The sequence below is a fragment of the Rahnella sp. AN3-3W3 genome (genome assembly GCF_003263545.1).
Taxonomy (GTDB): Bacteria; Pseudomonadota; Gammaproteobacteria; order Enterobacterales; family Enterobacteriaceae; genus Rahnella; species Rahnella variigena.
In genome coordinates this window covers 1-11,812 of record NZ_JYDG01000015.1, presented here as the reverse complement: position 1 = coordinate 11,812, position 11,812 = coordinate 1, and the positions used below count along the sequence as shown (strand labels likewise).

Sequence of the window (11,812 nt, the reverse complement as noted above, 5' to 3'; positions counted from 1 at the left end):
TAATACCCCACCCCAACCCTCCCCTTCGCAGGGGAGGGAGCAAAAATGACAACTAATGCCTCGTCTGCCCCTGCTCCCCGGTGATAACGGAAAACTCCGCCATCATCCGCACCAGATCCTGCATCCCCAGGTTCACCTGATTGATCACATCACCCGCATTGCGGCTCAGTGCCACGCCACCACCGGCGCGGTTGACGCAATTCCCCATGCCATCAATCGCCGCCATCACGCCATCGCGGATGCTTTGCGTAAGCTGGTCAATTTCGACAGCGGCCTTGCGGGACTGATCGGCCAGTGAGCGGACTTCTCCGGCGACCACGGCGAATCCCCTGCCCTGTTCTCCGGCGTGGGCCGCTTCAATCGTCGCGTTGATGGCCAGCAGATTGGTCTGGGATGAAATGCGGCGGATGGTATCCACCATTTCGCCAATGCGTTCGGAGGTCTGCCCCAGTTGCCCGATAATCTCTGAAGTACGGCGCGCCAGCGCTTCCACTTCCTGCATATCTTCCACCGCTTTCTGCACGATGGTCACACCTTCAGCCGCCGTTTTATCCGTGGTCAGGGAAAGCTCATGCACATGCGTCATCATGCTTTCCTGCTGGCGCTGCTGTGCCATCTGACTGGTAATGTCCTGGGCGATTTTGACAATTTTTATCACTTTGCCGTCGTCGTCGATCACCGGGTTATAACTCGCCTCCAGCCAGATTGCCTGACCCCGGCCATTCATACGCTCGAAGCGCCCGAGAATAAACTCGCCGTTTCTGAGACGTTGCCAGTGATTACGGTAATCGTGCGAATCGCGGTATTGCGCAAGACAAAACATCGAATGGGGATGACCTTTAATTTGTTGCAGAGAATAACCCATGACTTTCAGGAAGTTATTGTTTGCAGAAATTACATGACCGTCTGGGGTAAAGGTAATCAGCGCCATTGAACGTTCCAGCGCCTGAAGAATTCCCTGGTGTTCGTGAGATTCATTAATTCTTTCCGAGACATCACTGGCAATTTTAATTATCTCAGTGACTTTGCCTTGTTTATTTTTGACAGGTATGTACGTTGCTTCCAGCCAGATTAAGCTTCCGTTTTTCTGGACGCGTTTAATATTTCCGCTGACCGACTTTCCCTGCCGCAATGCTTCCCAGTGCAAACGATACGCATCGCTGGCAACAAACTCCGGCGTACAGAAAATCCGGTGTGGCTGCCCCATCACCTCATTCCTGTTGTACCCCATGCTGCTCAGAAACCGATCGTTGACCTCAAGCACCACGCCTTCTGGCGTGAAAGCGATCATCGGAACTGCCTGCTGAATAGCAGCGAATTTATCACGCCATGCCGTACTAAACTGATGAGAAAATAATTGCATAGGACAGACACCCTGTGGCTGATAACGTGAATTAATGCGTGAACGCAATTAATTGAAATAAACACGTGCTAATTCCCGCGTATTATTAGTAAGGTCACTAATCAATAGCGAAAAATAGTCTGGCCCCTGGGTGAGTGGCAGGAAGGTTGCTCGGGCAGTCAAAACATTACGCGGTGAAAAATAAAGTCACGCGCAAAATCATTACTCTGTTAATTAATCAACTTTCTTATAGTGAATTAAGCATAATTTATTCCACTGAAAAAGAAAGGGGGACGCGGGAGTATTTTTTACAGCCTGTTCACCGTCAGATGAACAGGCTGAAATCAGGGCAGTTCACATCGTGATCAAACTGACCAGCGTTTGATTGCCCAGCTTTTTTGCTGTGAAGGCGTCAGGAATGTCCAGGCCACGAAACGGCTGATCTTGTTACCGTGAACCATTTCGACAGTGCGGACATCCGTCGCACCCTCTTCACTCAGCGCATCATACAGTAACGGCAATGTCGTTTTTTTAGAAACCAGCACCGTGTACCAGAAACAGTTCTGCGCTTTACCGGCGCTCTCTTCGGCCATGCGAACCACAAACGCTTCTTCACCGCCTTCACACCATAATTCGTTGTGCTGGCCGCCAAAGTTCAGTTCTGCGGTACCGGCACGACGATCCAGACCGAGGTTCTGACGTTTACGCTGACTGCCAGACGCCGCATCTGCCGCCGACGCATGGAATGGCGGATTACACAGCACTGCGTCATAACGCTCATCGTGGCGGATAATGGTGTCGAGAATACGCTGCGGTTTAGCCTGTAAACGGAAACGCACCTGATTGGTTAGCAGCGGATTGGTCGCGACAATTTTCTTGGCCGCAGCCATAGAAACCGCATCAATCTCACTGGCGGTAAAGCGCCAGCCATATTCACGCAGACCGATAATCGGATAAATACAGTTCGCGCCAACACCGATATCCAGCACGGAAATGTCTTTGCCCTGCGGGATCTTGCCATTGTTGCTGCCTGCCAGTAAATCAGCCAGATGGTGAATATAATCCGCACGCCCCGGAATTGGCGGGCACAGATAATCGGCAGGAATATCCCAGTTTTCAATCTGATAGCAATCGCGCAGCAAGGCACGGTTCAGGGCTTTAACTGCCTGAGCGTTGGCGAAATCAACGGACAAATCGCCCCATTTATTTTCGACAACAAACGGTGCCAGTTCCGGGCTGCTGGCAATCAGGGCCGGGAAATCATAGCGGCTGCGATGACGATTTCGCGGGTGAAGACCGCTTTTTTCCTGAGGGAAGACTTTCTTTTTTTCCACCTGAGTGACTCTCCGAGAGGTGTGCGCGACGCATAAAATATGCGATGGGGCGTTAGATATTCATCAATGGCGCACAAGATACCACAAAGCGCCGCCGCCTGCCGGATGCATCCGGGCTGACGCGGGCACATAAAAACGGTCAGCGTCTGATTAAATCGGGTAATGTACAAATCATAGTCTTTATGAATTATTTGCTGAGGAAAATCATGAGTACTGATGATCGCTACTATTACGAACCAGCCAAAGGCCACGGCCTGCCCCATGACCCGTTAAACGCTATTGTCGGTCCGCGTCCGATAGGCTGGATTTCCTCCCGCAATGCCGCCGGACAGCGCAATCTGGCGCCTTACAGTTTCTTCAACTGTTTCAATTACCGTCCGCCGATCATTGGTTTTGCCAGCAGCGGCTGGAAAGACAGCGTGGCGAATATCGTGGAAACCGGTGAATTCGTCTGGAATCTCACCACCCGACCGCTGGCGGTGAAAATGAATGAAAGTTCGGCCTCGCTGGAACACGGTGCAGATGAGTTTGATTTCGCCGGTCTGACGCCGCAAGCGGGAACACGGGTTGCCGCGGATCGCGTGCTGGAAAGCCCGGTGAACTTTGAGTGCAAACTGACGCAGTGTATTCAGCTGAAAACGGCGGCGGGTGGCGATATCGATACCTGGCTGGTGCTGGGTGAAGTGGTTGCCGTACATATTGCGCCACATCTGCTGATTGACGGGATTTATCAAACCTCGTTGGCCGAACCGGTATTACGCGCCGGAGGCCCTTCCGCCTACTACGGCATTTCTGAAGATTTACGCTTTGACCTGATACGCCCGGACGCCCGCTAAGTTCTGATCTTCACTGTAAAAAAAAAAGCCACCGTGCGATTTACACCGCCGGTGGCTTTTTCATTAAGGGGATTATTTTGTAACGTAGCTATTTATGGTTGTAATTCTGCTCGACGAAATCCGCAAAATCCTGGCACATCGCGTCATCACCGTCGGCGCTGTCAGCTAAAATTCGGGCACCATCCACCACGCGGATGTGCACATTCAGGTCGAAATCGGCTGCGGGCTGCTCACGTTTTGATGCCAGTTCAATGGTCTGCCGCGCATCCTGCCACGCTGTATCTACCGTCTGATTACAGGCCTGCGCCAAATAATCGGGATTGAACCCCTCGCCGGTCAGGCTGCGCAAGGTATCGTCGTGGCTGACGCTGTTACCCGGCGTCCAGTAATGCTTCGCCAGATCCGGGCCGATGGCCGGATTGTCGGTCAGGTAGCCATCGCGTTTCAGGAAGAAGGCGCGGGTCTGTTCAACGGCCATCATCGCCAGCAGATAGCCCTGATAAGAACAGGCGGATTCCATGGAAAGCAGATGCGGGATTGCCAGCGTCGGACGCGGACTGCCGGTCACACCAAGAATATGCGTTTCAACATCACGCGCCAGCGCAGTCATGGCTTCCGGCGTGCGTTTTTCATCCGGCCACTGATAAAGCTGCCACTCGAAATACGGCACAAGCAAAATGTGGCGCTCATTAAACGAACGCATCGGCTGACGGGCTTCAATACTGGCGCGGATCAGTTCGTCCGGCACCGGCTCACCGGCGGTATTTTTCGCGTAACGTTTCAGCCAGTCAGCGTCATCGAGGAGGCTGTCGCAGAACATGGACTGCGTTTCAGCATACGCCATCGACGTCGGCGGGAATTCCTGTGAGAAGCACGGTGCGTTCTGGCGGATATTGGCGAAATGCGCCGCATGTCCTCCTTCATGGAACAAGGTATTCAGGCCAGTCGCGCCGCTGCCAATCTGATCCGGTTTTGCCAGACTGGTGAAGTTAATCACCGCAGGCACCCATTTGCCGTTGTCATAGAACGGCGGCACCGGCCCGTGCATAAATCCGTTCTCGTATTTGCCTTCACGGACCAGCAAATCGAGCTGCATTTCTGCGCCATTAAAACCGATATTCAGGCGCTTGAAGCTGTCAATCCAGCGGCGCAGGGAATCGGCAAACGGGAAGTAAGGATCGAGCTGACGGGTGACGTCACCGGCGCTGGCGAAGCGGATATTCCACGGCAGCAGTGCAGCATCGCCTTCGCGCGCTACCAGTTCATTGAGGCTGCGCGTATTGCTTTCGCGGGTGCGTTCTTCGAACCGGTCGAGGATAGCGAATAACTGTTCCGGCGACATGCGTTCGGTTTTATTCACTTTATAGTCGAAATAGTTACGGTAACCGAGCTGGCGGGCAAAACGGTTACGCAGGCCGATCAGTTCAGGCAAGCCGTTGTGCAGCAGCCAGTCTTCCAGATCGCGCAACGCATTCTGGGAACTGCGGCGGTAGGCTTCATTTTCGTTATTGGCCTGATTAGTCAGGAGTTCGCCGAGAGAGGCACTGACGCGCTCGCCTTTGCTGTTGATGTGGGTCATGCGGTACTGCTTACGCTTACCAAACAATACGGATTCGGCCTGAATGATTTCATCCATCAGCGCCTGGGCTTTGGGATCTTCAATCACATTACAGTCGAAGAAATTCAGCCAGCCGCGCAGACCGTGGAGCAGCGCATCACGCTCGTCGCTGGCACTGTGTTTTTCCAGACTGGCGATGGCGTCACGAATTTCCTGCGGACGGGAAGGTTCAGCGATAAAGCGTTTGTAAGCAGTTTCGGCAGCGGAGAAAGCGTCGGAGACATTTTCATCACCGGTGCCCATGTAGTTTTGCCAGAACACGTTTTCTTTGTTCTGATGCACGTTGAGGTAATCGCGATTGAGGGCGTTAAAATAGTCCTGAGCCTGTTTCATGTAATCTTCTCTGCTGAATGTTAAAGAGATTTTACATTGAGTGTATGTTCGCAAAGCGGTTATGTCGATATGGCAAAACCGCTTTTGAATGTCAGGCAGGATTGTGCGGAAATCAGTTTTTCTTCACGAACTCAGATTTGAGTTTCATCTGTCCAAAACCGTCAATTTTGCAGTCGATATTGTGATCGCCTTCAACCAGACGGATACCCTTCACTTTGGTCCCGATTTTCAGCATCGAAGAACTGCCTTTCACTTTCAGGTCTTTGATTACGGTGACAGAATCGCCATCCGCCAGCAGGTTACCGTTGGCATCGACCACTTTCAGCACGTCATCTTCTGCGCTGTTTTCACCGCTCATTGACCAGACATGTCCACATTCAGGACAGTTAAGCATTTCACCGTCCTGCCAGGTGAATTCGGACTGACACGTAGGGCAAGCTGGCAACGTTTCCATATTTAAATCTCCATAAAACTTTATAAAAAAAACGAATGAAATCAGTAAATAGATTCCGTAGTTCCTTTATTTTAGCCTTTAACCACACATTTGAACAGGGTAAGGGAGATTTTGCGGAGATGAGACGAGCCTAAACGCAGGATTTATAGAGTAATAAGGGATGTTTTATAACCCCTCACCTTCGCAGGTGAGGGGGCGATCGAGTTCGCCAGAACGTAATCAGAAAATCTGATCCACAATCATTTTGGCCTCAGCCATATCGCCACACACTTCTGCGGCCACCAGACAACATGCCAGCTGATTCAGAATCGCCTGCGGGACAGCGCGTTCGCCCTTCAGGCATTCCTGAATGTAGTTCACGGTGGCGTCGACGTCTTTGGTCGACGGCACATCGGCGGCAAAAATCTCTTCTTTTTCTGCCAGCACACTCAGTTCACCACCGGCGATAAAGTGCGTTTGCGGGAAACGTGACGGATTGGCATAAACCTCCCCTTCCGTCCCTTGCGTCAGCAATGCACGGCCATCAATCTGGCGGAAAAATGAGGAGACACGCTGAATATATTCGGGATGAGAAACGCTGGATAAACGCAACGCATCCTGCCCGATGAAAGGTGTGATGAGTTTCGCCAGCGTATGGCTGCTGTTACGCACGCCCATCTGCCAGCGCAGTGCCAGTTGCTTTTCGATCGGCGCGCACATGACCGAAACCGGCACAAAGACCGGGCCGTTTCCGGCATCAAGCTGCTGCTGCGCCTGTTGCTGGTTTTGAGCAGCGTCGATACCTGATGCGCGGAAAATCTCCGCGCTGGTGATACGGGTAGGATCTTCATCCACGCCATGCACTACCACCGGCAAACCCAGACGGCTGAGCAGCATCGCCAGCAACGGCGTCAGATTCGCCTGCTTACGCGCGCCGTTGTAGGTCGGAATGACCACCGGCAGCGGACGATTTTCCGGTGCCTGCAGACGCATCACGCGCTCTTCCATCGCGGCATAAAACCCGAGCATCTCTTCTTCCGCTTCGCCTTTGATACGAAACGCAATCAGCAACGCACCCAGCTGTAAATCCGGCACTTCACCGGCCAGAATTTCGCGGTACAACGCAAGCGACTGCTCACGATCCAAATCACGGGCATGATTTTTTCCACGCCCCACTTCTTTGATGAGTTTGGTGTAATCCATCGTAGCGTTACCTTCTCTGTGTAATGACTTTTCTTGAGGAAAAATTACCGCCGGCGGGCGCGACGGCGAACCGGATCTTTCTTCGCTGTTTTCAGGATATCAGGGCGTTTCACCGAACCGGGCGCAGGCATTTCGCGCTGTTCAATGGGAAACACCGGTAATGCCGCGAGCAGGCGCGAACCGTAGCTTTTGGTCAGCAGACGCTTGTCATAAATCACGATTTCGCCAGTGCATTCATGGCTGCGGATCAGACGCCCGACCTGCTGGATCAGGTTGAAAGACGCACTGGGTAAACTCTGCACTTCAAACGGATAGCGCTTCAGCGTTTTCAGCCACTCGCCTTCGGTCAGGATCACCGGGCTGTCGATCGGCGGAAACGCAATTTTATGGATGTGCACCTGCGTCAGCAATTCACCTTTCAGATCCAGCCCTTCCGCGAAAGATTGCAGGCCGATCAGCACGCTGGTCGTACCCGCGGCGACGCGCTTGCGGTGCTCCTCGACCAGCCGGTAACGGGGCTGATCACCCTGCACCAGCAGCATCAGGCGTAAATCCGGCAGCAAAGAAACGAATTGCTGCAACGCACGGTTACTGGCGAACAACACCAGCTGACCGGTGTGCTGCCCTTTTGCCAGTTCGGCGCGGAAGAAATCGGCCATCTCCTGCAAATGCGCAGCTTCGTTAGCCATCAGCGGCTCCAGCGTCATTTGCGGGATCACCAGTTTACCCTGCGTGACATGGCTGAACGGCGAATCCAGACTGACGAAAAGGTCGCCGGCTTTTTCCGTCAGGCCGGTCATTTCCTGCAAGCGGGAGAAACTGTTCAGCGAGCGCAACGTCGCAGAGGTAATCACCACGTGCGGCACTTTGCGCCACAGCATTTTTTCCAGCTGCTCGCTGACGCGTATCCCCGCGCAATGGAAGACCAGATGCGTCTGGTTATCGAAATAAGTCCGCGTCACCCATTTGCCAATCGGCGCATTGGACGCTTTATCCAGCGCCGCCAGCCGCCACAGTTTGCTCATGGTTTCGAGATAGCCCTGCATCCGGCTCATGTGCAAAATCGCGCGATGCAGACGCATAATGTCGTGTTTGCCGGTCTTCTCGCTGAGGTCATTCACCATGTATTCCGCCAGACTGCGCAGACCATCGGTGAGTTTAAACAGGCGGCTGCACTGCTCTGTCAGCTCCGGCGGTAATAATCCCAGTTCGAAACGGTATTCGGCTTCCGGCTCATCCGGGGGTAAATACTGTCCCACGGTCTGTTCAATCGACAGCAGCAGTTCGCGCATTTCGGCGCAGTGATTATGCAGACGCTCGGCATTGGTCAGCGGCGGCGGATTCTTCGGCGTAAACAGCGCCAGACATTGTTCAATCTGGCGGACAAAATTATCGAGTTGCAGGTTATTCCACATCGCGGTGATTTCCGCGTCGACTTCCAGCGCGTCGCGGGCCACTTCCGGCAGATGATGCCCTTCGTCGAGCACCAGCAGCAGGTCTTTTGCCGGTGGCAGCACGGATTCGGATTCCAGTGCCGCCATCACCAGCGCGTGGTTGGTCACTACTACATCTGCGCTTTCAATTTCTTTGCGCGCCACAAAATACGGGCATTCGCGAAAGTAATGACAGTTACGGCTGAGGCAGTTGGCTTTATCTGTGCTGATTTTGATCCACAGCGGATCGTCGATAGTCTTCTGGTAGTGATCGCGTAAACCATCCCACTCGTAGCGTGACAGCGCGGTTTCCAGCGTTTTACACAGTTTCTGTTCTTCGCCGCTGGAAGGTGCCAGTTCATCACCAAGAAATAATCCCAGATCGCCCTGCGCATTTTCATTGCTCATCGCCGCCAGATTTCGCGGACACACGTAACGCCCGCGACCAAAAGCGCCGGTAAATTTCAGATCCGGAATGATTTTTTTCAGCAGCGGTAAATCTTTGCTGAAAATCTGATCCTGCAACGCCACGTTTGCCGTGCTGACAATCAGCGGTTTTTCTTCTTCACGACTGACAGCAATGCCGGGGATGAGATAAGACAACGTTTTCCCGACGCCAGTCGGCGCTTCGATGGCCAGATGCCGTGCAGAATCCCCCGAGAACGCCTTCGCCACTTCTGCAATCATCTGACGTTGCGGAGCGCGGGAAATGAAATCCGGGATTTGCTGTTGCAGGGCTTTGTACCACTGGCTTATCTGATTTTTTACTGCGGGGGAAAGCGCCATGCATCTCTTTTTTTGTTGGAAGTGAGACAGGAATGTCCCGGCTATTGTCCCACAGACCGGCTTCTGGCGCAGCCCGAAATCTTGGTTAAGGGCATTTCCTGTGGTGTAAATTTATGCAGAAAAAAAGGAGGACGTGTAAAAAAAGAAAAAGTTCATTTCTGACTGTCATAAATTGATCACAAATATACGGTAAAAAACTCTCGCTGAGAAAAATCCGAGTCCATACGGAATGCACAGCAAAAATGATGATTAGCGTCTTTCCACAAGACTTCATATAAAGCTTTTATGAAAAGCTTTTAATAAAGAATGCAGGGTAAAATTCATGAAACGTAATATTCTGGCACTTTTAATTCCTGGTTTATTGATTGCATCAGGCGCACACGCAGCGGAAGTTTATAATAAAGACGGCAATAAACTGGACCTGTACGGAAAAGTGAAAGGTCTGCATTATTTCTCTGATGCTCCCGGCAGTGATGGCGACCAGAGTTACGTGCGTTTCGGTTTTAAAGGCCAGACCCAAATCAATGACCTGATCACCGGCTACGGCCAGTGGGAATACAACGTCATGGCTAACCATGCTGAATCTGACAGCAAAACGCCAAGCACCACCGGCACCAAAACCCGTCTGGGCTTTGCCGGTCTGAAATTTGGTCAATACGGCTCCGTCGACTATGGACGTAACTACGGCGCACTGTACGACGTTGAAGCCTGGACCGATATGTTCCCTGAATTCGGCGGTGACGGTTACACCAAAGCTGACCGCTTCATGACGGGCCGTACCAATGGCGTCGCCACGTACCGTAACCGCGGCTTCTTCGGCCTGGTTGACGGTCTGAACGTAGCCGTTCAGTACCAGGGTAAAAATGAAAACGACGGTCGCGGCAGCAGCACAGCCAACGGTGACGGTTATTCACTGTCTACCACTTACGCACTGGGTGATACCGGCGTGAGCTTCGGCGGCGCGTATGCGTCTTCTGACCGCACCACGGCGCAGAGTAATTCCGCTTACGGCAAAGGCGATAAAGCTGAGGCATGGACTGGCGGCATGAAATATGATGACAATGGCGTTTATTTAGCCGCCATGTATGCTGAAACCCGTAATATGCTGGCCATTACCGTACCAGGTGGAATTGCAGGCGCACCGGCAGGAAGTGGTTTTGCAAATAAAACCCAGACCTTCGAAGCCGTTGCACAATATCAGTTTGAAAATGGCCTGCGCCCTTCACTGGGTTATGTCCAGACTAAAGCAAAAGATATTGAAAACATCGGTGATGCCGACCTGGTTAAATATGTTGACGTAGCAGCAACCTATTATTTCAACAAAAACATGTCTGCCTATGTTGATTATAAAATCAACCAGCTATCCGACGATAATAAACTGGCTCTGAACAACGACGACATTACCGCCGTTGGTCTGGTCTATCAGTTCTGATAATTAGTTCTAAAACAGGCGCTTTACCACCTCATTATTCTCTGTCTTGACATTCTTCGGCCGGACTCACCCTCCGGCCTTTTTTATTTGTGTTATTTTTCGGCACACCTCGCGTAAATCGCCATTTAGGCTTCCACACCCCGCTGAATCTGCTACAGTTTTAACGATTTTGATGAATGCGAATCTTTCTTAACAAGCAGGGATAACCCATGAATAAAATTTCGCTTTGCACCACCAGTGCTTTAATCATGCTGGCCCTCAGCGGCTGCGCGCAGCAAAAAACGGACGCCCAACAGAAACTGAACGATCAGTCGGTGATGGCGCTGAACTGGTTCCAGCAATCCGGTGAGTATCAGGCGCTGGCGTATCAGGCCTTTAACACGGCGAAAATGGCGTTTGATAACGCCCAGCCGCTGGCCGGACAGAAGAAAGCCGTCGTCGTCGACCTCGACGAAACGATGCTCGATAACAGCGCGTACAGTGCGTGGCAGGTGAAAGCGAATAAGCCATTCGACAGCAAAACCTGGTCCCAGTGGACAGCAGCGCGTCAGGCTACCGCCGTGCCCGGCGCTGTGGAGTTTGCTAACTACGTCAACACACATGGCGGCACGATGTTCTACGTGTCTAACCGTAAAACCAGCGAATACGCCGCGACGCTCGACAACATGAACCGCCTGGGCTTTACCGGCGCGAATGAAAAAACCATGCTGTTAAGTTCAGACACGTCCAACAAACAAGCGCGTTTCGACTCGATTAAAGCCGCGGGTTATCACGTGGTGATTTACATCGGCGACAACCTGAATGATTTTGGTTCTGCGACCTATCATCAGGGTAATGAACAACGCCGTGCCTTTGTGAATCAGAACCATCAGCACTTCGGCACGCAATACATCGTGCTGCCAAATCCGCTTTACGGCGACTGGGAAAGTGGTCTGGCGAAGGATTACAACAAGCTGACACCTGAGCAGAAATTGAATGCGCGGGAGCAGAATCTGAAGGCGTGGAGCGGGAAGTAAGCCCGTTGCGGTATGCTCCTCCCCCTGCGAAGGGGGAGGTTGGGAG

General features: G+C 52.3%; 9 protein-coding genes. 3 read left to right on the top strand and 6 right to left on the bottom strand.

Annotation, left to right across the window (positions count from 1 at the left end; genetic code table 11):
• Positions 1-52 precede the first annotated feature (52 nt).
• Positions 53-1,363 (bottom strand): PAS domain-containing methyl-accepting chemotaxis protein, encoded by a 1,311-nt coding sequence (locus UC15_RS07005; protein WP_112287767.1) that lies wholly within the window; start codon positions 1,361-1,363, stop codon positions 53-55.
• A 344-nt stretch (positions 1,364-1,707) separates the two neighbouring features.
• Positions 1,708-2,676, bottom strand: a complete 969-nt coding sequence (rlmF, locus tag UC15_RS06995; protein WP_112287765.1) for a 23S rRNA (adenine(1618)-N(6))-methyltransferase RlmF — start codon at positions 2,674-2,676, stop codon at positions 1,708-1,710.
• Positions 2,677-2,882: 206 nt separating this feature from the next.
• On the opposite strand from rlmF, the gene UC15_RS06990 reads away from it, so the two are divergent.
• Positions 2,883-3,512, top strand: coding sequence for a flavin reductase family protein (locus UC15_RS06990; RefSeq protein ID WP_112287764.1), 630 nt, complete (start codon positions 2,883-2,885; stop codon positions 3,510-3,512).
• 88 nt (positions 3,513-3,600) lie between these two features.
• Here the strand turns inward: UC15_RS06990 and UC15_RS06985 are convergent, their stop codons facing one another.
• The 4 genes from UC15_RS06985 to dinG form a co-directional block, all read right to left on the bottom strand.
• Positions 3,601-5,463 carry a M3 family metallopeptidase gene (locus UC15_RS06985; RefSeq protein WP_112287763.1) on the bottom strand — a complete coding sequence of 621 codons (1,863 nt, stop codon included), beginning with the start codon at positions 5,461-5,463 and terminating at the stop codon, positions 3,601-3,603.
• A 112-nt stretch (positions 5,464-5,575) separates the two neighbouring features.
• Entirely contained in the window at positions 5,576-5,917 is a 342-nt protein-coding gene (locus tag UC15_RS06980; protein WP_112287762.1) for a zinc ribbon domain-containing protein YjdM, read from the bottom strand.
• Positions 5,918-6,136: 219 nt separating this feature from the next.
• Entirely contained in the window at positions 6,137-7,099 is a 963-nt protein-coding gene (ybiB, locus tag UC15_RS06975) for a DNA-binding protein YbiB (RefSeq protein ID WP_112287761.1), read from the bottom strand.
• A gap of 44 nt (positions 7,100-7,143) precedes the next feature.
• Positions 7,144-9,318 carry an ATP-dependent DNA helicase DinG gene (gene dinG / locus UC15_RS06970; RefSeq protein ID WP_112287760.1) on the bottom strand — a complete coding sequence of 725 codons (2,175 nt, stop codon included), beginning with the start codon at positions 9,316-9,318 and terminating at the stop codon, positions 7,144-7,146.
• Between the two features lie 322 nt (positions 9,319-9,640).
• On the opposite strand from dinG, the gene UC15_RS06965 reads away from it, so the two are divergent.
• Both UC15_RS06965 and UC15_RS06960 read left to right on the top strand, forming a co-directional pair.
• Positions 9,641-10,750, top strand: a complete 1,110-nt coding sequence (locus UC15_RS06965) for a porin (RefSeq protein ID WP_112287759.1) — start codon at positions 9,641-9,643, stop codon at positions 10,748-10,750.
• A gap of 209 nt (positions 10,751-10,959) precedes the next feature.
• Positions 10,960-11,766 carry a 5'-nucleotidase, lipoprotein e(P4) family gene (locus UC15_RS06960; RefSeq protein WP_112287758.1) on the top strand — a complete coding sequence of 269 codons (807 nt, stop codon included), beginning with the start codon at positions 10,960-10,962 and terminating at the stop codon, positions 11,764-11,766.
• Positions 11,767-11,812: the final 46 nt, after the last annotated feature.

Coding starts and splice junctions, on each gene's coding strand:
- UC15_RS07005 (WP_112287767.1), bottom strand. CDS start 1,363: ATGCAATTATTTTCTCATCAGTTTAGTACGGCATGGCGTGATAAATTC.
- UC15_RS06990 (WP_112287764.1), top strand. CDS start 2,883: ATGAGTACTGATGATCGCTACTATTACGAACCAGCCAAAGGCCACGGC.
- UC15_RS06985 (WP_112287763.1), bottom strand. CDS start 5,463: ATGAAACAGGCTCAGGACTATTTTAACGCCCTCAATCGCGATTACCTC.
- UC15_RS06980 (WP_112287762.1), bottom strand. CDS start 5,917: ATGGAAACGTTGCCAGCTTGCCCTACGTGTCAGTCCGAATTCACCTGG.
- ybiB (WP_112287761.1), bottom strand. CDS start 7,099: ATGGATTACACCAAACTCATCAAAGAAGTGGGGCGTGGAAAAAATCAT.
- dinG (WP_112287760.1), bottom strand. CDS start 9,318: ATGGCGCTTTCCCCCGCAGTAAAAAATCAGATAAGCCAGTGGTACAAA.
- UC15_RS06965 (WP_112287759.1), top strand. CDS start 9,641: ATGAAACGTAATATTCTGGCACTTTTAATTCCTGGTTTATTGATTGCA.
- UC15_RS06960 (WP_112287758.1), top strand. CDS start 10,960: ATGAATAAAATTTCGCTTTGCACCACCAGTGCTTTAATCATGCTGGCC.